General features: G+C 60.0%; 20 protein-coding genes and 1 pseudogene. 12 read left to right on the top strand and 9 right to left on the bottom strand.

Features of this window, described 5'->3' with window-relative positions; genetic code table 11:
• Nucleotide 1: 1 nt before the first annotated feature.
• Together ACIPL2_RS16555 and ACIPL2_RS16560 are read right to left on the bottom strand one after the other, a co-directional pair.
• Entirely contained in the window at nucleotides 2–1,033 is a 1,032-nt protein-coding gene (locus ACIPL2_RS16555; protein WP_401357951.1) for an alpha/beta fold hydrolase, read from the bottom strand.
• A gap of 290 nt (nucleotides 1,034–1,323) precedes the next feature.
• On the bottom strand, nucleotides 1,324–2,064 hold the full coding sequence (locus ACIPL2_RS16560) for a response regulator (RefSeq protein WP_401357953.1): 741 nt from the start codon (nucleotides 2,062–2,064) through the stop codon (nucleotides 1,324–1,326).
• A gap of 202 nt (nucleotides 2,065–2,266) precedes the next feature.
• Between ACIPL2_RS16560 and ACIPL2_RS16565 the strand changes: the two genes are divergently transcribed.
• A complete protein-coding gene (locus ACIPL2_RS16565; RefSeq protein WP_401357955.1) occupies nucleotides 2,267–2,518 on the top strand; it encodes a DUF2790 domain-containing protein in 252 nt (83 codons plus the stop codon).
• Nucleotides 2,519–3,581: 1,063 nt separating this feature from the next.
• Here the strand turns inward: ACIPL2_RS16565 and ACIPL2_RS16570 are convergent.
• Both ACIPL2_RS16570 and ppnN read right to left on the bottom strand, forming a co-directional pair.
• The gene (locus ACIPL2_RS16570; RefSeq protein ID WP_401357957.1) at nucleotides 3,582–4,022 is read right to left on the bottom strand and encodes an NUDIX hydrolase; all 441 of its coding nucleotides are present in this window, start codon (nucleotides 4,020–4,022) and stop codon (nucleotides 3,582–3,584) included.
• Between the two features lie 79 nt (nucleotides 4,023–4,101).
• Nucleotides 4,102–5,475, bottom strand: coding sequence for a nucleotide 5'-monophosphate nucleosidase PpnN (gene ppnN, locus ACIPL2_RS16575; protein ID WP_401357958.1), 1,374 nt, complete (start codon nucleotides 5,473–5,475; stop codon nucleotides 4,102–4,104).
• A gap of 212 nt (nucleotides 5,476–5,687) precedes the next feature.
• Here ppnN and ACIPL2_RS16580 point away from each other — a divergent pair, with 212 nt between their 5' ends.
• Both ACIPL2_RS16580 and ACIPL2_RS16585 read left to right on the top strand, forming a co-directional pair.
• Nucleotides 5,688–6,215, top strand: a complete 528-nt coding sequence (locus tag ACIPL2_RS16580; RefSeq protein ID WP_401357960.1) for a DUF3087 domain-containing protein — start codon at nucleotides 5,688–5,690, stop codon at nucleotides 6,213–6,215.
• Between the two features lie 102 nt (nucleotides 6,216–6,317).
• Entirely contained in the window at nucleotides 6,318–6,755 is a 438-nt protein-coding gene (locus tag ACIPL2_RS16585) for a hypothetical protein (RefSeq protein ID WP_401357962.1), read from the top strand.
• Here ACIPL2_RS16585 and ACIPL2_RS16590 read toward each other — a convergent pair.
• The gene (locus ACIPL2_RS16590) at nucleotides 6,752–7,741 is read right to left on the bottom strand and encodes a LysR family transcriptional regulator (RefSeq protein ID WP_401357982.1); all 990 of its coding nucleotides are present in this window, start codon (nucleotides 7,739–7,741) and stop codon (nucleotides 6,752–6,754) included. The two genes, ACIPL2_RS16585 and ACIPL2_RS16590, sit on opposite strands and share 4 nt — an antisense overlap.
• Before the next feature lie 86 nt (nucleotides 7,742–7,827).
• Here ACIPL2_RS16590 and ACIPL2_RS16595 point away from each other — a divergent pair, with 86 nt between their 5' ends.
• The 6 genes from ACIPL2_RS16595 to ACIPL2_RS16620 all read left to right on the top strand — a co-directional run bounded on the left by ACIPL2_RS16595 (nucleotide 7,828) and on the right by ACIPL2_RS16620 (nucleotide 13,841).
• Entirely contained in the window at nucleotides 7,828–8,997 is a 1,170-nt protein-coding gene (locus ACIPL2_RS16595; protein WP_401357963.1) for a M20 aminoacylase family protein, read from the top strand.
• A gap of 47 nt (nucleotides 8,998–9,044) precedes the next feature.
• On the top strand, nucleotides 9,045–9,833 hold the full coding sequence (locus tag ACIPL2_RS16600) for an ABC transporter substrate-binding protein (protein ID WP_401357964.1): 789 nt from the start codon (nucleotides 9,045–9,047) through the stop codon (nucleotides 9,831–9,833).
• Nucleotides 9,834–9,902: 69 nt separating this feature from the next.
• On the top strand, nucleotides 9,903–10,592 hold the full coding sequence (locus ACIPL2_RS16605) for an ABC transporter permease (protein ID WP_401357965.1): 690 nt from the start codon (nucleotides 9,903–9,905) through the stop codon (nucleotides 10,590–10,592).
• Nucleotides 10,589–11,302, top strand: coding sequence for an ABC transporter permease (locus ACIPL2_RS16610; protein ID WP_059402690.1), 714 nt, complete (start codon nucleotides 10,589–10,591; stop codon nucleotides 11,300–11,302). Before ACIPL2_RS16605 ends, ACIPL2_RS16610 begins: the two co-directional genes overlap by 4 nt.
• Before the next feature lie 20 nt (nucleotides 11,303–11,322).
• Nucleotides 11,323–12,090, top strand: a complete 768-nt coding sequence (locus ACIPL2_RS16615; RefSeq protein ID WP_401357967.1) for an ABC transporter ATP-binding protein — start codon at nucleotides 11,323–11,325, stop codon at nucleotides 12,088–12,090.
• A 173-nt stretch (nucleotides 12,091–12,263) separates the two neighbouring features.
• Nucleotides 12,264–13,841, top strand: a complete 1,578-nt coding sequence (locus ACIPL2_RS16620; RefSeq protein ID WP_401357969.1) for a sensor domain-containing diguanylate cyclase — start codon at nucleotides 12,264–12,266, stop codon at nucleotides 13,839–13,841.
• Nucleotides 13,842–13,852: 11 nt separating this feature from the next.
• Here ACIPL2_RS16620 and ACIPL2_RS16625 read toward each other — a convergent pair whose 3' ends face one another.
• From ACIPL2_RS16625 to ACIPL2_RS16640, 4 genes and pseudogenes are all read right to left on the bottom strand, one after another.
• Nucleotides 13,853–14,770 (bottom strand): LysR family transcriptional regulator, encoded by a 918-nt coding sequence (locus ACIPL2_RS16625; RefSeq protein WP_401357971.1) that lies wholly within the window; start codon nucleotides 14,768–14,770, stop codon nucleotides 13,853–13,855.
• A 22-nt stretch (nucleotides 14,771–14,792) separates the two neighbouring features.
• The gene (locus ACIPL2_RS16630) at nucleotides 14,793–15,167 is read right to left on the bottom strand and encodes a DUF2784 domain-containing protein (protein ID WP_401357973.1); all 375 of its coding nucleotides are present in this window, start codon (nucleotides 15,165–15,167) and stop codon (nucleotides 14,793–14,795) included.
• 60 nt (nucleotides 15,168–15,227) lie between these two features.
• The gene (gene dapA / locus ACIPL2_RS16635; protein WP_401357974.1) at nucleotides 15,228–16,103 is read right to left on the bottom strand and encodes a 4-hydroxy-tetrahydrodipicolinate synthase; all 876 of its coding nucleotides are present in this window, start codon (nucleotides 16,101–16,103) and stop codon (nucleotides 15,228–15,230) included.
• A gap of 284 nt (nucleotides 16,104–16,387) precedes the next feature.
• A pseudogene (locus tag ACIPL2_RS16640) lies at nucleotides 16,388–17,323 on the bottom strand (diguanylate cyclase domain-containing protein).
• 158 nt (nucleotides 17,324–17,481) lie between these two features.
• On the opposite strand from ACIPL2_RS16640, the gene ACIPL2_RS16645 reads away from it, so the two are divergent.
• The 3 genes from ACIPL2_RS16645 to ACIPL2_RS16655 all read left to right on the top strand — a co-directional run bounded on the left by ACIPL2_RS16645 (nucleotide 17,482) and on the right by ACIPL2_RS16655 (nucleotide 18,711).
• A complete protein-coding gene (locus tag ACIPL2_RS16645) occupies nucleotides 17,482–18,180 on the top strand; it encodes an AzlC family ABC transporter permease (protein WP_401357975.1) in 699 nt (232 codons plus the stop codon).
• Nucleotides 18,180–18,491 carry an AzlD domain-containing protein gene (locus tag ACIPL2_RS16650; RefSeq protein ID WP_401357983.1) on the top strand — a complete coding sequence of 104 codons (312 nt, stop codon included), beginning with the start codon at nucleotides 18,180–18,182 and terminating at the stop codon, nucleotides 18,489–18,491. Before ACIPL2_RS16645 ends, ACIPL2_RS16650 begins: the two co-directional genes overlap by 1 nt.
• A gap of 61 nt (nucleotides 18,492–18,552) precedes the next feature.
• A complete protein-coding gene (locus ACIPL2_RS16655; protein ID WP_401357977.1) occupies nucleotides 18,553–18,711 on the top strand; it encodes a hypothetical protein in 159 nt (52 codons plus the stop codon).
• Nucleotides 18,712–18,896: the final 185 nt, after the last annotated feature.

An 18,896-nucleotide genomic window follows, 5' to 3' on the forward strand; every position in this document is an offset into this window, starting at 1 on the left:
GTTACATCGCCGCTACATCGATCACTGCATCGGCAAACGCTTGTGGCGCTTCCTGCGGCAGGTTGTGTCCCGCATTCGGCACTTGGCGGTGAATCCGTTTGCCGGTGAATCGCTTGGCCGTGGACGAACCATCGCCGGCCGGGTAGTTGCCGTCGGTGAGGCCATCGAGGGTGATCGCCGGCTGGGTGATCGGCGGCAGGGCGGCCAGGCGTTTTTCGATGTCGACGTAGGCTGGATAACCGTCAGCCAGGCCGAGGCGATGGCGGTAGGAGTGGATCACCACATCGACGTAGTCCGGGTTGTTGAAATGGACGGCGGTGCGCGTCAGGGTGACATCGTCGAAAGCCCATCCCGGCGAGTTGCGGGTCCAGATCACTTTGGCGATGCCGGCGGGGTCGGCGGTCAGGCCGAGGCGGCCGCGTTCGGTCTGGAAGTAATATTGGTACCACAGGCCCGATTCGATCTTCGCCGGGATCGGCGCCGTGGCGTGGGCGATGTCCTGCACCAGGTAGCTGTTGACGCTCACCAGCCCGGTGCAGCGTTCCGGCCAGAGCGCGGCGGCGACACAGGCCGCGCGGCCGCCCCAGTCGAAACCGGCGAACACGGCGGTCTTGATGTTCAGGGCATCCATCAAGGCGATCACGTCGTCGCCGATGGCGCCTTGCTGGCCGGCACGCGGGGTGGCCGCGTCGATGAAGCGGGTGGTGCCATGGCCGCGCAAGTGCGGCACGATCACCCGGAAACCGCGAGCGGCGAGCAACGGTGCAACCTCTTCGAAACTCTGAATGCTGTAAGGGTACCCGTGCAGCAACAGTACCACCGGGCCGGTTTTCGGGCCGGCCTCGTAGTAGCCGATGTCGAGGACGCCGGCGCGGATCTGCTTGATCGGTGTCAGTGCAGCAGCGGGTTTCGCTGGCGTTGGCGCCGCTTGAACCGTACCAATGTTCAGCAAGTTACTCGCGGCAAGGCTCGCCGCACCGATACCGGCGATTTGCAGGAAGTGTCGGCGTTTGGTGTTGATGGGGTCAGTCATGGGGAACACACTCAACCTGTGGTGGGCAATCCGCACAGTTGAGCGCAGCGACGTATCTGGCCTGTTTCAAAATATCCGTCGAGTTAAAGCGTTTGTATCCCAAGACCTCCCAGACACACTGCAATACACACGCCCCCTGTAGGAGCTGTCGAGTGAAACGAGGCTGCGATCTTTTGCTCTTGCTTTTGATGTGAAAGTGAACTCGGGAAAGATCAAAAGATCGCAGCCTCGTTTCACTCGACAGCTCCTACAAGAGCATCAGGGCGTTGGGTGTTCGGCGCAGCGCTGATTCATGACTGCGCGCCGAGCAGTTCCACCGGGTACGAAAACACATAGCCTTCGCTGCGCACGGTTTTGATGTAGGTCGGCTCCCGGGAGTCGTCCATCAGCCGTTGGCGCAGACGGCTCACCAGCAAATCGATGGAGCGGTCGAACAGATCGGCGTCGCGGCCCTGGGTCAGGTTGAGCAGTTGGTCGCGGCTGAGCACCCGTTGCGGGTGATCGAGGAACACCCGGAGCAGTCGATATTCAGCTCCGCTCAGGGCGACCATTGTGCCGTCCTCGTCCAGCAGGTGGCGGGCGGTGGTGTCCAGGCGCCAGCGGCCGAAGCCCAGCAGCCGGCCGGTTTCGGTGATCAACAGGTTGGGCGGCAGCATCCGGGTGCGCCGCAGCACGGCGTTGATCCGCGCCAGCAATTCGCGGGCGGCGAAGGGTTTGGTCAGGTAATCGTCGGCGCCCATTTCGAGGCCGAGGATGCGATCGGTTTCATCGTTGCGTGCGGTGAGCATCAGGATCGGCGTGGCTTTGTGCTTGCCCGAGCGCAGTTCGCGGCACAGCAGCAGGCCGTCGTCGCCGGGCATCATGATGTCCAGCACAATCAGGTCGACGGTGTTGGCTTCGAGAAAGCTGCGCATTTGCCGGCCGTCGGCGACGACTGTGGTGCGCAGGCCGTTCTTTTTCAGGTAATTGCCCACCAGTTCGCGAATCTCGCGATCGTCGTCGACGATCAGGATGTGGTTCACATGTTCCATTGCTCAACCCTCTTATTATTCGCACCGTTTTTTTCGGGTGCGTATGTACCGAACTGTATCCAGGCATCTGTGTGACACCTTACGCCTTAATAGCGGCGGTTTTACGACACATGGCAGATACCTCGGGTTGATTGAATGGGTTCCATCGAGACAGGACGACTTGCCTCGTACCACTCTCCATTGCAACCCTGAGGACATCATCATGAACGTGAACAAACTCTTTGCTGCAAGCGTCTTCGCGGTGCTGAGCGTTGCGGCTTTTTCGGCGCATGCCGATAGCCAGACGCACGCATTTGGCACTCATTTGGATATTAAGCAGGTTATTTCCACTGTAGAAGATGGCGGCGCCGGTTGTGGCATTGTGAATGCGCGGATGACTTACCTGGATTCCAGTGGTGTGCAGAAGGTGCTGGATTACAGCAAGTTTGCGGAGTGTGGTAATCAGGGGGGTTGATATTGGCGGCCTTTGGGCCGGCCAGGTTCTTGGTTGGTTGTCGTGTACATATCCGTTTTTGCGGTAATGGCTGATATTGGTTACGCCCTTACGGCGTGTCACTTGGAAGAGCCCCAAGTAACCAAGGGCTTTTGCCCCTTTCGTTCGGTGCCTCGCCTAGGCTCGGCATGCCCTCGCTCCGGTCCTGCTCCGTGGGCCCGCCGCCATCGGCCATCCATGGCCGGGGGCGGCTAACCCGGCATCCATGCCGAGTTGCCCACTGCGCAGAACCTCCACTCGGCCTTACGATGGGGCGGTGCGTCAAAGTCAAAAGCTGAAGGCGAGCTAACGCTCGGCCTGATGAGTGGTGAGAATCAAAAGCGTACGCCGCTCTGCTTGTGATTTTCTGTAGGAGCGAGGCTTGCCCGCGAAGGCGGCCTAATGGGGCGGTGCGTCAAAGTCAAAAGCTGAAGGCGAGCTAACGCTCGGCCTGATGAGTGGTGAGAATCAAAAGCGTACGCCGCTCTGCTTGTGATTTTCTGTAGGAGCGAGGCTTGCCCGCGAAGGCGGCCTGATGGGGCGGTGCGTCAAAGTCAAAAGCTGAAGGCGAGCTAACGCTCGGCCTGATGAGTGGTGAGAATCAAAAGCGTACGCCGCTCTGCTTGTGATTTTCTGTAGGAGCGAGGCTTGCCCGCGAAGGTGGCCTGACAGCCAACCAATTTCTTACAGACGTTCCCGCCCCAACTGTAAGAGCGAACTTGCTCGCGATGGTGTATCAGCTTCTGACCGCCATGCGGAAATTTTTCGTTCATGTGCTCGATTTTCTGCCTTGAAACCGAGTTGACGCCATCGCCAGCAGGCTGGCTCCCACAGGGGAAATGTATTCCCAATGTGGGAGCCAGCCTGCTGGCGATGCTTTTAATGCTTGAACATCACATGCCGTACGACGGTGTAGTCCTCCAGTCCATACATCGACATGTCCTTGCCATAACCGGACAATTACAAATGTGTCGACTGACACTCCGCCTTCGCGAGCAAGCCCGCTCCCACAGGGGATTGGCGGTGCTTTGTAAATCGGGAGCGGTCACGCGTTTTCAAGCATGTCGATCAAGCGCTCTGGCCACACGGTTTCGCGGGTTTCTTGCAGTTCGGCGACTGACCACCATTTATGCTCTGTCATGACCCGCGCTTCATCTTCCGTCCATCCATCGCGTGTCAGCTGTTCACTATTCGCCCGGACGACGAAGTAGCGTTCCACGGCCAGGACCGATTCGCCGCTGGGCAACATCATCTGAAACCTGCGCTCTCTCACGCTCGTGCCCACGGTGTCGACGTGCAGACCGGTTTCTTCAAGCAGTTCGCGAATGGCGGCGGCTTCGAAGGTTTCACCTTCTTCCAGGCCACCCCCAGGCGTCGCCCAATAGTCGCGACCGTCGAGGGCGTCGCCCTTGTGCTGGAAGCGAAACAGCAGCACCTGACTGGAGGGGTTGAGGACCAGGAGCCTGGCAGCATTGCGTTGGCGCATCACAGTTTCTCTTTCCATAGAATGCAGTGTGCCGAAGCGATTGCTTCGGCACGTGGCGCAACAGCTTACATGGGCTTTGTTACGCAACCACCCGATAACACGGCACATACGCCGCGCCACCCGGCAGTTTCATCCGGTGCTGGGCGACGAACGCCTTGAGCAGTTGATCCAGCGGTTGCATCACCGCGGCATCGCCACGGATCTGGTACGGCCCGTGTTCTTCGATCAGGCGGATGCCCTTGTCCTTGACGTTGCCGGCGACGATGCCGGAGAACGCGCGGCGCAAGTTGGCGGCCAGTTCGTGGGCCGGCAGGTCGCGGCTCAGTTTGAGGTTGGCCATGTTTTCGTGGGTCGGGTCGAACGGGCGCTGGAAGCCTTCGTCGATTTTCAGCAGCCAGTTGAAATGGAACGCGTCGTTGCGCTCGCGGCGGAACTGTTTCACCGCTTTCAGGCCCTGGGTCATGTACCGCGCGACTTCTGCCGGGTCGTCGATGATTATTTCGTAGTGCTGCTTCGCGGCGTCACCCAGCGTGGCGCCGACGAAGGCATCCAGTTGTTCCAGGTACGGCGCGGCATGTTTCGGCCCGGTGAGGACCACCGGGAACGGCAGGCCCGCGTTGTCCGGGTGCATCAGGATGCCGAGCAGGTACAGGAACTCTTCGGCCGTGCCGGCGCCGCCCGGAAAAATGATGATGCCGTGGCCGACGCGCACGAACGCTTCCAGACGTTTCTCGATGTCCGGCAGGATCACCAGTTCGTTGACGATCGGGTTCGGCGCTTCGGCGGCGATGATGCCGGGCTCGGTCAAGCCGAGGTAGCGACCGCCATGAATGCGTTGCTTGGCGTGGGCGATGGTCGCGCCTTTCATCGGGCCTTTCATCACGCCGGGGCCGCAACCGGTGCAGATGTCGAGGCTGCGCAGGCCCAGTTCGTGGCCGACTTTCTTGGTGTATTTGTATTCTTCGGTGTTGATCGAGTGGCCACCCCAGCACACCACGATCTTCGGCTCGACGCCGGGGCGCAAGGTGCGGGCGTTGCGCAGCAGGTGAAAGACGTAGTCGCTGATGCCCTGGGAGTTGCTCAGGTCGATGCGCTGGCTGTCGAGTTCGTTTTCGGTGTAGACGATGTCGCGCAGGGCGCTGAAGAGCATTTCCCGGGTGCTGGCGATCATTTCGCCGTCGACGAAGGCGTCGGCCGGGGCGTTCAGCAGTTCGAGGCGTACGCCACGGTCCTGCTGGTGAATGCGGATTTCGAAATCTTTGTAGGCTTCAAGGATGGTCTTGGCGTTATCAACATGGGCGCCGGTATTGAGGATGGCCAGGGCGCACTGGCGGAAGAGGGTGTAGGTGCTGCCGGAACCGGCTTCGCTCAGTTGTTGGACTTCGCGTTGGGAGAGGGTTTCCAGGCTGCCTTTCGGGCTGACCGAGGCGTTGATTACTTGTCGTTGGGTCATTCAATGATCCTTAAAACGATGTCATCCATACAGGCAAATGGCATCCGAATAGTATGTATCCAAGAAAGAAGATGGCACGAACTGCGCTGTATCGCCATGTCCCCCGTTTGACGATGAAAAGATGAAAAGGAGCCTCAGCATAGCTAAAACCCTCGCAGAGGCGATAATGCCCCGCACTCTTTTTGTTCATGCCCCCAAGGAATCCTGCCGCGATGTTCGAAATCCAGCCGAAAAATGCCGACACCTATCGCCAGCAGACACGACGCAGCACGGTCATCATCGCCCTGATTTTCCTGGCGTTGGCCATGGTCTTGTCCACTGCGGCGGTGGCCCTGTTCGGCGAGCCCGGCGGCGACAACCTGCGGTTTAACGTCGGCGGCGTGTTCGTCGCGGTGTTACTGATGGCCGCGTTGATGCGCGGTAAATTCTGGAGCCAGGAATGGATGGCGCCCGCTGTCTACGGCTGGCGGCTCAAGCGCAGCCTGATGAGCATCACCAACGTCATGCATCAGGTCACGGCCGCGGTGGAGGCGGGGGATCCGACCGCCATGAAGCTGTTGCGCTTCTATCACCTGGGGTTGAGCCAGATGCATGAACTGGACGGTAACTCCAGCGATCACAGCCAATTGACCCGCGAAATGGATCAGCACAAGGCCCGGATGGAAGCGCTGGGCATTGACACTGAACAGACGCAATTGAATCCGGCGTGGCTCGAGGCGATGAAGCAGACGCCACGGTAAAACCTCTGGTGTGGGCAGAAACCGCCCCATTGGATCTGGGGTTTCGGGTGGGTGAAGGCTAGGCTGGACCTTCACTTCCCGAACGGGAGCAAGGAAACGCTCATGACCTCGTACCTCACAAACCCCTCGCTTCAGCGCCCGATCCTGATCTTCGCCGCCATCCTCGGTGTGGCCATGGCCGCCAACGGTGTGTTCATGCTGATCAATCCTTCCTTGTGGTACACCGCCGTGCCTGGCGTCGAACGCACCGGCTTGTTCAACCAGCATTTCATCCGCGACATTGGTTTGCTCTATGTGGCGATTGGCGCCGCGTTCATCGGCGGTAGCACCTGTGCGGCGCAGCGGATTCTGCTCTGGGCCTCGGCGACGGCCTGGCTGACGGCTCACGCGCTGTTTCACTTCTGGGAAGTCGCCGCCGGGGTCTGCGGGCCAGACGTGTTGTGGGTGGATTTCCCGGCGGTTACGTTGCCGTCGCTGTTCGGGATGGGGCTGACGTTTTGGGCGTGGAAGGCGGCGAGTCGCGAGGCTGCGCCGGCTTAAACCCGCAGCCGCAAGGTTGCAAAGAGTTCCCGGTCTTCCTTTTTCGCCGAGCGGGCATGGCGCCGGATGACCTGCAACAGGCAATCGGTGAAGCACAGCGCCGGATTGCTCAGCGAGCCATTGCGTCGGGTGACGATGCTCAACTGTCGGGGTTCGAACTGTTCGCTCAGCCTCAGTGAAACCACGCGGCCGAGGAAGGGCGGGGCGATGATGACGATGGACGGGCCCCAGGTGCACATGTCAGCGCGCTCGACCATCATTTGCAGGATGGCCAGTGAATGGGCCCGAACGATGCGGTTCTCATCGATCTGCGCGCCGTGTTTCCAGAACAATTCCTGCATCAACCCATCGTGGCCGTCCGGCGCATAGTTCAGGGTCCAGTTCTGCTCCAGCAGCTCATGAATCGATCGAGCATATTGGTGCGCATGACCCTCGCGGACCAGCACCGACGTCTGGTAATCGAGCAAGGTTTCGCAGGCGAATTCCTGAGTGGATTGCGAAGGGTGAAGCTGGCCGATGGCGAAATCCATGCTGCCATCGCGCAACAGTGGCTGGGCCACGGCCATCAGGCTTTCGAACAACTCCAGGCGGATTTCCGGCATCCGTTCACGGAAGGCCAGCACCACTTCGGGCAAGAAAGTCAGGGCGATCCACGGCGTGATCCCGACACACAGCCGACCCTGAGCCTTGCCGCGCATGTGGTCGAGCTCGGTTTGCGCATGTTCGAGTTGCTTGATCACCAGCCGGGCGTGAGTCAGCAGCACTTTCCCGTATTCAGTGAAGTTCAGGCCGCTGGGCGTTCGGCTGAACAGCGGTAGCTGCTGGGCGGTTTCCAGCTCGCGCAACGCTTTGGTCACGGCGGCCTGGGAGATGTCCAGCGAACGCGCCGCCGCCCGGATGCTGCCGGTTTCGGCGCTGGCGATCAGTGCTTGTAATTGATGCAGTTTCATCCGCTCACCCAGGAGACAACTCATGGTTGTCATCATAACCAAACTGGGCCTCCCCAGCCCAGCGTCCGTTCCCTAAGATCCAGCTCAACAGCTGCTCAGGTCTTAGCGAAAGGAATACAACCATGAACACCGACGCTGTCTTGCCGGGCATTGCAGAGATGCAGGATGAAATGATCGCGTTGCGCCACAGCCTTCACGCGCACCCCGAACTCGGCTTTGAAGAGTTCGTCACCAGTGAACGGGTTGCCCGGTGTTTGACGCAGTGGGGCTTTGAGGTCACCACCGGCGTGGGCAAAACCGGGGTTGTCGCCACCCTGAAAAACGGCGAGGGCCGGTCCATCGGTTTGCGCGCCGACATGGATGCACTGCCGATTCAGGAGACCACCGGTTTGCCCTATGCCAGCCGGATCGACGGCGTCATGCATGCGTGCGGCCACGATGGACACACGGCAACCCTGCTGACGGCCGCTAAATACCTGGCGCAAACCCGCGCCTTCAACGGCACGCTGCAATTGATTTTCCAACCGGCCGAAGAAGGGCTGGGCGGTGCGCGGAAAATGCTCGAGGAAGGCCTGCTCGAACGCTTTCCGTGCGACGCGATTTTCGCCATGCACAACGTGCCGGGTCATCCCGCCGGGCACCTGGGTTTTTACAGCGGCCCGTTCATGGCGTCTGCCGATACGGTGACCATCCACATCATCGGCAACGGTGGCCACGGTGCGGTGCCGCACAAAGCGGTCGATCCGGTGCTGGTCTGTGCTTCGATCGTCGTTGCGTTGCAAAGCATCGTCTCGCGCAACGTCAATCCGCAGGACATGGCGATTATCACGGTGGGCTCGATTCATGCCGGCAGCGCTTCGAACGTCATTCCGTCCAGCGCCACGATGAGCCTGAGCGTGCGCGCACTGACCCCCGAGATTCGCCAGTTGCTCGAAGTCAGGATCACCGATCTGGTCAACGGTCAGGCCGCCAGTTTTGGCGCCCGGGCCGACATCGATTATCAGCATTGTCACCCGGTGTTGATCAACCACCCCGAGCCCACCGCGTTTGCCCGTGAGGTCGCCCGCGAGTGGCTGGGAGAGGAGCGGCTGATCGACGACTTGCGGCCCTTCACCGCCAGCGAGGACTTTGCCTTCATCCTCGAAAAATGCCCCGGCAGTTACCTGGTGATTGGCAACGGCGACGGCGACAGCGGCTGCCTGCTGCACAACCCCGGCTATGACTTCAACGATGCATGCCTGCCGATCGGTGCGAGCTATTGGGTCAAGTTGGTCGAACGTTTTCTGCGTTGAGAGTCGTATTTTTCAGCGTCATGCAGGGTCAGGAGAGGAACATAACAATGAACAAGATGATTGCTGCCGTTTCCCTGGTGTGGTTGACGGCGTCGGGCCTCGCCGGGGCGGCCGACTGGTCGGGCAAAGTCCTGAAGCTTGGGGTCGATCCTTCGTATCCGCCGCTGGAGTACAAAAACCAGGACGGCACGCTGACCGGTTTCGGCGTCGACATCGCCGAGGCACTCTGTGCGGAGCTGAAAGCCCGGTGCATCTGGGTCGAAAGCAGCTGGGACGGCATGATCCCGGCGCTGCTGGCGCGCAAGTTCGATGCGGTGGCGTCGTCGATGACCGTGACGCCCAAGCGCCAGGAGCAGATTGCGTTTACCGACAAGGTATCGAATGCACCGGCGCGGCTGGTGGTCAGGCGCGGATCGGGCTTGCTGCCGACCCTTGAATCGCTCAAGGGCAAACGCATTGGCGTCGAGCAGGGTTCGACTCAGGAGGCGTATGCCAAAGCCGTTTGGGGCGCGAAGGGGGTGGACGTTCTGTCTTATCAGAATCAGGACCAGGTGTACGCCGACCTCGTGGTGGGGCGACTCGATGCCTCGTTGCAAGGCTCGATCCAGGCCAGTTACGGGTTCCTCAACACGGCGCAAGGCAAGGACTATGAATTCGCCGGCGCGACCCTCGACGACCCGGCCTTCTTCGGCGTCGGTGACGGCATCGGCGTGCGCAAGAGCGATGTTGAGCTGCGCGAAGACTTGAACAAGGCCCTGGCGACCATTCTCACCAACGGCACCTACGAACGGATCAACAAAAAGTACTTCGATTTCGACGTCTACGGCGCGAAATAACGCCACTCGCGAAAGAGTCGCGTCGCTCGTCCCCCTTCACCTCAACCTAATAAAAACAAGGAGAGTGAAATGCTTCTGGAAGGCTTTGGCCCGCAGATCCTGCTGGGCACCCTGGCCACACTCAAACTGGCGCTCTGGTCATTGTTGATCGCCGTCCTGGCCGGGCTGTTCGGCGCCAGTTCCAAGTTGTCCTCCAACCGTTTATTGCGCGGGCTGGCCACCGGATACACGACGCTGATTCGCAGCATGCCGGACCTGGTGATCATGCTGTTGCTGTTCTTCAGCTTGCAGATGCTGCTCAACCGCATGACTGACTGGCTGGGCATCGCGCAGATCGACATCGACCCGTTTCTGGCCGGTGTCATCACCTTGTCCTTTATCTACGGGGCTTACTTCACCGAGACCTTTCGCGGTGCGTTTCAGGCTGTCCCGGCAGGGCAGATGGAAGCGGCGCGGGCCTATGGCATGAGCCGTGGCAAAACCTTTGGCAAAATCCTCTTCCCGCAAATGCTTCGTCACGCGTTGCCGGGCATCGGCAATAACTGGCAAGTGCTGATCAAGTCGACCGCGCTGGTGTCGATCATCGGCCTGACTGATGTCATCAAAGCTACGCAGGACGCGGGCAAAGGCTCGATGCAATTCTTCTACTTCACCTTGGTGGGAGGCTTGATCTATCTCGCCATTACCACGGTTTCCAACGGGGTGTTGATGTGGCTTGAGCACCGTTACTCGGTGGGTGTCAGGAAGGCGGTGCTATGACCGGCATTCTCGAAGAGTATTGGCAGGCTTATCTGTGGAGTGACGGGCCGCACTTTTCCGGGCTGGCGGTGACCTTGTGGTTGCTGATTCTTGCGGTGGCGAGCGGCTTCCTGCTGGCGGTGCCGTTGTCGATGGCCCGGGTCAGCCGCAACCCGTTGCTGCGCCTGCCGGTCTGGGCTTACACCTACGTGTTTCGCGGCACCCCGTTGTACATCCAGCTGCTGTTTTTCTACACCGGGGTGTACAGCTTGCATGTGGTGCGTTCCCAGGATTTTCTCAACGCGTTTTTCCGTGACGGTTTCAACTGCACGGTGCTGGCGTTCGGGCTCAATACCTGTGCCTACATGACCGAGATTTTTGCCGGCGCGATCAGGGCCACTCCTCACGGCGAAATCGAGGCCGCCAGCGCCTACGGGATGAGCCGGTTCACCCTCTACCGACGGATCGTCCTGCCCTCTGCGTTGCGCCGGGCCCTGCCGTTTTTCAGCAACGAAGTGATTCTGATGCTGCATTCGACCTCGGTGGCGTTCACCGCCACGGTCCCCGATTTGCTGAAGATCGCCCGGGACGTCAACTCGGCGACCTACGCCTCTTTTACTGCATTCGGGATTGCCGGAGTGCTGTATGCCGGCAGCGCGTTTTTGCTGATCTGGCTGTTTCGTCGCGGCGAACTGCACTGGCTGGCCTACCTCAAACCCCGCACGCATTGACCCTTTTTGGACATGCTCGAATGTATAAATTGATCGTTGAAGACGTACACAAGAACTACGGCAGCCATGAAGTTTTGAAGGGTGTCTCACTCAAGGCCAAAGCGGGAGACGTGATCAGCATCATTGGCTCCTCGGGATCGGGAAAAAGCACCTTCCTGCGCTGCATCAACCATCTTGAACAACCGTCGGCGGGGCGCATCATCGTCAATGCCGAAGAACTGCTGACCCGCAAGAATTCACGCGGCGAGTTGTGCGCGGTCGATCCGCGGCAGCTGCAAGTTATGCGCAGCAAGCTGTCTATGGTCTTTCAGCACTTCAATCTGTGGAGCCACATGACCGTGCTGGAAAACCTCATCGAGTGCCCGATGAGCGTGCTGGGGATCGGCAGGGCGGAGGCGCTGGAACGGGCGCGTCACTACCTCGCCAAGGTCGGCTTGCCAAAAAAGGTCGAGGCGCAGTACCCGGTTCACTTGTCCGGTGGCCAGCAGCAACGCGTCGCCATTGCCCGGGCGCTGGCCATGGAGCCCCAGGTGATGCTATTCGACGAACCGACCTCCGCCCTCGACCCGGAACTGGTGGGCGAAGTGCTCAAAGTCATGCAGCAGCTTGCCGAAGAAGGCCGGACGATGGTGGTGGTCACCCATGAAATGGCGTTTGCCAGGCAGGTGTCGAACCACGTGATCTTTTTGCATCAGGGCCGGGTGGAAGAACAGGGCGCACCGTCTACTGTTCTTGAACAGCCGCGTAGCGAGCGGTTGCAGCAATTTCTGGCGGGGAGCCTCAAGTAACGGAAAAACACCGCCCGCTGGTCGGGTCAGTCGTGCGGATACTTATCGGGTAAATCACCCTATCGGGTGTGTGATGAGGCATAGTCGCCTGCTCCGGGCGGCTGATACCCGTCATGTGTCATAAAAAGGGCGAACGGGAAGATTCGCCATGTCATCAGGAATCAGGGAACGTCATGGGTAATCCATCCGTTAAAGATCGCATTGAAAAATCCCGGTCCGCCGTGTCGATGCTGACCGAGCAGACCGGGGCGAAGCTCAAGGTTCGTTCTGCCGTGGTGCTGCTGGTGGCGGTGTGTTTGTCCATGACCGCGATCGCGATTTGGGAAGCCTGGAACTCGCGCCAATACCATTTGCATGACAAAGAAGTGGCGATGTCGAACCTGGCGCAGACCCTGGCGTCGCAAGCGCGGGCGTCGATCAAGCAAGCCGATACGTTGCTGTTTGCCCTGGTAGACCGCCTCGAAAACGATGGCATGGGGCCGGCGCAGTTACCCCGATTGCAGCGTTTGCTCATGGCTCAGCGCAGTGAACTGAGTCAGCTCCATGGCTTGTTCGTGTTTGACGAAAAAGGCCGATGGTTCGCCAATTCCAACGGTGCCAACCTGCCCGACGCCAACAATTCGGACCGTGAATATTTCATCTACCATCGCGATCACCCCGACCGCGGGCCGCATATCGGCCCGTCGATCAAGAGCCGTTCGAGCGGTGAATGGATCATGACCGTGTCGCGCCGCCTCAATTACCCGGATGGGCGGTTTGCCGGCGTGGCCCTGGCAACCCTTTACCTCAACCACTTCCTTGCGCTCTACGACAACATCGACATGGGCCGCAACGGTGTGATCAACCTGATTGCCGACGATGCCAGCATCGTGGTTCGCCGGCCGTTCAACGAAGCTGAAATCGGCAGCAGCGTTGCCAAGGGACCGCTGTTCACGCAGCTGTTGCCCAAGGGTGATTCGGGTACGGCCACGGTCAAGTCCTATGTGGACGGTGTCGAGCGGGTGGTGGGGTTTCGACGGGTCGAGGGGTATCCGCTGGTGATCTTCGCCGCGCTCGACAAGGAGGAAGTCCTGACCGGCTGGCGGGCGGAGACGATGCTGAGCGCGGGTATCGTCTCTCTGTTGCTGGGTTTTTTGAGCTTCCTGGGTTTTCGCCTCATCCGCCTCATGAAGCAGCAGAATCAGGTTCAAAGCGTCTTGCTGGACGCGCAGGAAAAGCTCATCGAGGTCAACCGCAGCCTTGAGTTGCTGGCGCTGGAAGACGCCCTGACCGGTCTTTCCAACCGACGCCAGTTCGACTTGTTCATCCACGCGGAAATGGGCCGCGCCAGGCGCACCCAGACCGGGCTTGCGTTGCTGATGATCGATGTCGATCACTTCAAGAGTTTCAACGATCAATCCGGTCATTTGGCCGGTGATCAGTGTTTGCGCAACATCAGCAAGATCATCACCGACAACATCAAGCGACCCGGCGATCTGGCCGCCCGCTATGGCGGTGAAGAGTTTGCGGTGGTGCTGCCGGGCACCGACTATGTGGGGGCATTCCTGGTGGCGGAAAAAATCCGCCGCGCGGTTCAGCAGGCGGGCATTGCGCACAGCACCGCACCGGAAGGCACGGTGACGGTCAGTCTGGGCGTCTGCGCTTACGACCCGGCAGCGCAAGCCCAGCCCGACGACTTGATCGGTGCCGCCGACAAGGCGCTGTATGTGGCCAAGGCCAGTGGCCGGAACATGAGCGTCATCGCCAACTGAGCGCCGGGTCTTCAGACAAACACGTCGATGCCCTGAACCAGTTGGGTGGACAGGTACGATTGCTTGAGCTTTTCCAGCCACCAGCCCAGGGCACGACCGTCATGATCGCCGCGCCAGCCGGCGTACATGATGTTCGGCTCGCGCGGGTCGGCCATCTGTTTTTCAATCAGCGTGCCGTTCTTGAGTAACGAACCGACCCGATGCCGGGGCAACCAGCCCACGCCCAAACCGTCGCACTGGGCAAGGATCTTCGCGCGCATCGTTGGCACGGCGAGTACCGGTTGGCCACCGGAAACGCCGTAGGTCCGGCCCTCGGTGGTTTTCGATGAGTCGGCCACGACAATCGCTCGATGCTGCGTCACGGTCGCTCTGGAAATCGGCTCCTTGACCTTGGCCAACGGGTGTTTGGGCGAGACGGCGAACACCCATTCCATGTCGCCCAATTGCATCCAGCGCAAGGACGGGATCGCCGGCGGCTCATTGGTGGCGCCGATGACCAAATCCGCCCGGCCTTCGCTCAAGGCGTCCCACACACCCTTGAGCACTTCCTGGGTAATGCGCAGCGGCACGCCGGATTGCAGTGCATCGAACTCGCGGATCACCGGGATCAAGGTTTCGAATTCCAGCAGTTCGTCGGTGACGATCCACAGCCGGCTCTCCCACCCGTTGGCCACTTGCTGCACCCGTTGAGTCAGGCGCGAAACGTCCTGCATCAGCCGCGCCGCTTCATTCACCAGCAACTCGCCCGCGGGGGTGAGTTGCAAGCGGTAGCGACGGCGGTCGAACAGCAAGGCGTCGAAGCGTTCTTCCAGTTGCCGCGCCGCGTAGGAGACGGTCGAAGGCGCCTTGCCCAGGTGCGCCGCGGCCCGCGACAGGCTGCCGGTTTCGCGGATGGCTTCGAGCAATGCCATGTCTTCAATCGACAGCATGGTCTGACTCCTCGGTGGTGGTTCAAGCGGTCCGGCGTGATTTCCATTGCCTGATCAACCGAAGGTAGACCCACGCGTTGATCGCCAGCACCACGCTGCCCAGCCCTAGCTGAATGGCGGGAGTCAGTCCGGCCGGGTAAATGATCGGCCACACGTAATGTTCGATGAAACCGCCGCCATAGCCGGTTTGCCCGGCGGCGTGGCGCATGCTGTTTTCCCAGTCGGTCAGCGGGCAGATCAAGTGGAAAACTTCCACGCAAACGCCCCACACGGCAGCGGGCAAGTGCCACCAGATCAGGTGACGCCATTTGAGCACCAGCAGTCCGCCGAACAGCACGAACAGAATGAACAACAGGTGGAACAGCACCAGCCCGTCGGCGGCGATTCGGTAAAGCATGTCGCCTCCCTGATGCGCTCTGCGAATCGCTCCATGGTACTCGGGCTGGTTGCCGACGCTCTATCGATTGTTGCGGTTCAGCGCCGCGAGCACGTCCTTCAACCGCGCCACCAGGGTTTCGCTGCTGCGCTGCATCGGCGCGCGCAGTTCATCACCGATCAAGCCTTCAAGGGCCAGGGCGGTTTTCACCGGGGCGGGGTTGGGTTCGATGAACAGGCTTTGAATCAGCGGCAGCAGTTCGAAGAAGGTCGCGCGACCGGCCGCCAACTGGTTGTCGCGCAGCTGCTGATACAGCGCCACGAACCGTTCCGGATGGACATGCGCCGAGGCGGCAATCGCGCCTTTGGCGCCCAGGCACAAGGCGTTGAAGATCTGGTGGTCTTCGCCGCACAGCACGTCGACGTCGCCACTGGCCAGCAGCGCCAGGGTGTTGGCCTGATTACCGCCGCAATCCTTGATCGCGACGATGCGCTCATGGCCGACGATGTTGAGCAGGGTCGCCTGTTCGAAGGTCACGCCGGTGCGGTAAGGAATGTCGTAGAGAATGATCGGCACGCTGGAGGCATCGGCGACTGTCTTGAAAAACCCTTCGAGGCCTGCCTGGGAAGGGCGGATGTAATACGGTGGCGGCACCAGCAAACCGCCCACGGGACGCTTGAGGATTTGGCTCTGAAAGTGCAGCAGCTCGGTCAGGTTGTTGCCGGCCAGGCCCATGACCACCCGCTGCGCTGGCACCTGTTTCAGCACCGCATCGAGCACCGCCAGTTGTTCCAGTTTGCTCAGGGCCGCCGCTTCCGCCGTGGTGCCGCAGACCACGAGGCCGTCGACGCCTTTGTCCAGCAGGTGAGCGACCAGCCGCCGCAACCCGACGAAATCGATGGCGTCGTTATGAAACGGTGTAACGAGTGGAACCCAGATACCTTGGAACGATGACATGCACTTTCTCCTGAAGGATTGACCGATTTCGTCACCGTCAGAAGCGTAGTAGGCAGTAAGCAAGGGGAGGGTGGTCCGTTGCGCTCAATGTCCTGTCAGCTCATCTGACGGGACAGCGCGCCCCGGTCACATGAGCGACTGTTTCTTCGATTTGAGGGCGCGCGCAACGCAACCTTGCGCCTTGGCAACCAAGCCAATGACGTCAGTGTTGAGGTTGAAGGTTGCGGACATGTTGCTGACACCCTGAATGAGGCGCTCAGTTTTAAAAGTCGGCGCGGCGTTTGTCAATTGCGAAAATCAGCAAACTCGGCGCGCATCCGGCCATTGCGCTTGGCTTGATAGAGCAGTTTGTCGACCTGTTCGACGAATTCCAGCGTCGTTGCGTGCAGCGATGCGGAAGTTGTGGCGACGCCCAGGCTCAGGGTGAGGAGCGGCGACACCGCCGAAAATTCGTGAGGGATCCGCTGTTGGCGAATCAGGTGCAGGCATTTGTGCGCCACCAGTCTGGCGGATTCGGCATCGGTTTCGGGCAGCAGCCAGACGAACTCTTCGCCACCGATCCGGGCAATGAAATCCCGTGGCCGGTTGGCCGCCAGCGACAAGGTCTGGGCCACGCGGCGCAGGCATTCGTCTCCCTTGATGTGGCCGTAGTGGTCGTTGAACTGCTTGAAGTAATCGATATCCAGAATGATCAACGACAACGGCGAGCCGGTGCGCTGGGCACTGGTCCACTCGCGTTCGAGCACGGTGTCGAACATGCGCCGATTGGCGATGCCGGTCAGACCGTCCTGGAATGAATACTCTTCGAGCTGTTTCTGCAGGCGTTTCAGGTGTTCTTAGGTTTTCTTGCGCTCGCTGATGTCGAACATGAAGCCCACCAGCGCTTCCACTTCGCCGTCCTTGCGCACCACATGCACCACGTCGCGAATCCACACATAGTCGCCGTTGTGCGTCAGCGCCCGATAGTCAGCTTCGTGGTCCACGCCGGCGCGGGATTGCGAGACGCAGAATTCCACCACGTAGTCGCGATCATCCGGGTGCATGCGCTCGACCCAGTCGTTCACACCGCCCCAACTGTCCTGTTTCCAGCCCAGCAGTTGCTCGATTTGCGGGCCGATGTAGCTGAACGTCATGGTTTTCCAGTCGATCCGCCATGGAATCGCCTTGGTCGATTCAAGCAGGGTTTTATAGACGTCGCTGTCGGTTTCAACTGAACTCATGACTGGCCGTGCCTCAAGGAAAATGCTGCGCCATCATGTTGCTACTATCGTGACGAATCAAGCGTGCAGCCGATGAATGGCAAACAGCGCAAGATTGTTCAAGCCATCGACGGCGACTGCTGGCAGAGTCTGAGGTCTTTCCCTGGTTGTAGAGCGTTATGTCCAACTCACTCATGCCGCGCAGTGCGTTTCTTCGCGGCGCCGCGGCGATCATGCCGTTGTCCCTGGCGACTGCGCCTTGGGGATTGCTGGCCGGCTCCATGGCCATCGAAGCCAACCTCACGCCCCTGCAAGGCCAGGGCTTGTCGAGCATTGTGTTTGCCGGTGCCGCGCAACTGGTGGCCATCGGCATGCTCAAGGGCGGTGCCGGGATTTTTTCGATTCTGCTGACGACGTTGTTGCTGACCTCCCAGCATTTGCTCTACGGCATGAGCATGCGTTCGGTGATTTCACCGTTGCCGGGGCGCTGGCGCGTGGGGCTCGGGTTCTTGCTCACCGATGAGCTGTTTGCGCTGACCAGTCAGCATGACAAGCAGCAGTTCAATCGCTGGTACGCGCTGGGTGTCGGCCTGACGTTTTACATCGCCTGGAACCTCTTCACCCTGGCCGGCATCGTGCTGGGCAGCAGCATTCCGGGCCTGGAGCATCTGGGGCTGGATTTCTCCATCGCCGCGACTTTCATCGCCCTGATCACCCCGGTGGTGCGTAACGTGCCGACGGTGGTGTGCGTGGCGGTTTCGCTGTTTTGCTCGGTGTTGTTCAGCTATTGGCAATGGGGTTCGGCGCTGGTGCTGTCGGGGCTGGCGGGGATGATGGCAGGTTTTGTCTGCAATAAATTCTATGGAGGTCGCTCATGATGGTCTGGGCGGTGATTATCGGGATGGGCGTGTTGGTTTTTCTCAACCGCTATGTGTTTCTGGAACCGCGATTGCCGGTGCGCTTGAGTAGCAACGCGCGGCAGTTTTTGGGTTTTGCGGTGCCGGGGATGTTGACGGCGATCTGCGGGCCGATCGTGTTCATGCCGGACAAGCAGTTGAATCTGCAGTGGGATAATCCGTATCTGCTCAGTTCGGTGGTGGCGGTGGGGCTGGTGCTGTACACCCGCAATACTTTGCTCAGTATGTTGTTGAGCATGGGGTTTTTCTTTTTGCTGCGTTGGTGGCTGTGAGTCGTTGGCGGGGAAAACTGTTCTACGCTTTAAAGAGATCCCTTCAGGAAGAGAGGTGAACATGGCAAATGATCCGAAGCGTCCTGACCAGGATGAAGAGGTAGATGAACCTACGGAAGAAGAGATCGAGCGGCAGAGGCGTTCGACACCGGACTGGAAGCATCCTGACGATGGTAAAGAGTTATCAGACCGAGACCAGGAGCGTCCGCTGAAGCCCTGAGTTGGTCGGGGCTTCTTTGGTTGGGGGCATATCCGTTATTGTGGTAGTGGCGTCTTATGGTTTCGCCCTTACGGCGAGTCACTTTCGAATAGCGCGAAAGTAACCAAAGCGCTTCTGCCCTGTCGTTCGGTGCCTCGCTGTGGCTCGGCATGCCCTCGCTCCGGTCCTGCTCCGTGGGCCCGCCG

Origin of the sequence: Pseudomonas sp. NPDC086251 (assembly GCF_044746405.1) — a bacterium.
Taxonomy (GTDB): domain Bacteria; phylum Pseudomonadota; class Gammaproteobacteria; order Pseudomonadales; family Pseudomonadaceae; genus Aquipseudomonas.

Coding starts and splice junctions, on each gene's coding strand:
- ACIPL2_RS16555 (WP_401357951.1), bottom strand. CDS start 1,033: ATGACTGACCCCATCAACACCAAACGCCGACACTTCCTGCAAATCGCC.
- ACIPL2_RS16560 (WP_401357953.1), bottom strand. CDS start 2,064: ATGGAACATGTGAACCACATCCTGATCGTCGACGACGATCGCGAGATT.
- ACIPL2_RS16565 (WP_401357955.1), top strand. CDS start 2,267: ATGAACGTGAACAAACTCTTTGCTGCAAGCGTCTTCGCGGTGCTGAGC.
- ACIPL2_RS16570 (WP_401357957.1), bottom strand. CDS start 4,022: ATGCGCCAACGCAATGCTGCCAGGCTCCTGGTCCTCAACCCCTCCAGT.
- ppnN (WP_401357958.1), bottom strand. CDS start 5,475: ATGACCCAACGACAAGTAATCAACGCCTCGGTCAGCCCGAAAGGCAGC.
- ACIPL2_RS16580 (WP_401357960.1), top strand. CDS start 5,688: ATGTTCGAAATCCAGCCGAAAAATGCCGACACCTATCGCCAGCAGACA.
- ACIPL2_RS16585 (WP_401357962.1), top strand. CDS start 6,318: ATGACCTCGTACCTCACAAACCCCTCGCTTCAGCGCCCGATCCTGATC.
- ACIPL2_RS16590 (WP_401357982.1), bottom strand. CDS start 7,741: ATGATGACAACCATGAGTTGTCTCCTGGGTGAGCGGATGAAACTGCAT.
- ACIPL2_RS16595 (WP_401357963.1), top strand. CDS start 7,828: ATGAACACCGACGCTGTCTTGCCGGGCATTGCAGAGATGCAGGATGAA.
- ACIPL2_RS16600 (WP_401357964.1), top strand. CDS start 9,045: ATGAACAAGATGATTGCTGCCGTTTCCCTGGTGTGGTTGACGGCGTCG.
- ACIPL2_RS16605 (WP_401357965.1), top strand. CDS start 9,903: ATGCTTCTGGAAGGCTTTGGCCCGCAGATCCTGCTGGGCACCCTGGCC.
- ACIPL2_RS16610 (WP_059402690.1), top strand. CDS start 10,589: ATGACCGGCATTCTCGAAGAGTATTGGCAGGCTTATCTGTGGAGTGAC.
- ACIPL2_RS16615 (WP_401357967.1), top strand. CDS start 11,323: ATGTATAAATTGATCGTTGAAGACGTACACAAGAACTACGGCAGCCAT.
- ACIPL2_RS16620 (WP_401357969.1), top strand. CDS start 12,264: ATGGGTAATCCATCCGTTAAAGATCGCATTGAAAAATCCCGGTCCGCC.
- ACIPL2_RS16625 (WP_401357971.1), bottom strand. CDS start 14,770: ATGCTGTCGATTGAAGACATGGCATTGCTCGAAGCCATCCGCGAAACC.
- ACIPL2_RS16630 (WP_401357973.1), bottom strand. CDS start 15,167: ATGCTTTACCGAATCGCCGCCGACGGGCTGGTGCTGTTCCACCTGTTG.
- dapA (WP_401357974.1), bottom strand. CDS start 16,103: ATGTCATCGTTCCAAGGTATCTGGGTTCCACTCGTTACACCGTTTCAT.
- ACIPL2_RS16645 (WP_401357975.1), top strand. CDS start 17,482: ATGTCCAACTCACTCATGCCGCGCAGTGCGTTTCTTCGCGGCGCCGCG.
- ACIPL2_RS16650 (WP_401357983.1), top strand. CDS start 18,180: ATGGTCTGGGCGGTGATTATCGGGATGGGCGTGTTGGTTTTTCTCAAC.
- ACIPL2_RS16655 (WP_401357977.1), top strand. CDS start 18,553: ATGGCAAATGATCCGAAGCGTCCTGACCAGGATGAAGAGGTAGATGAA.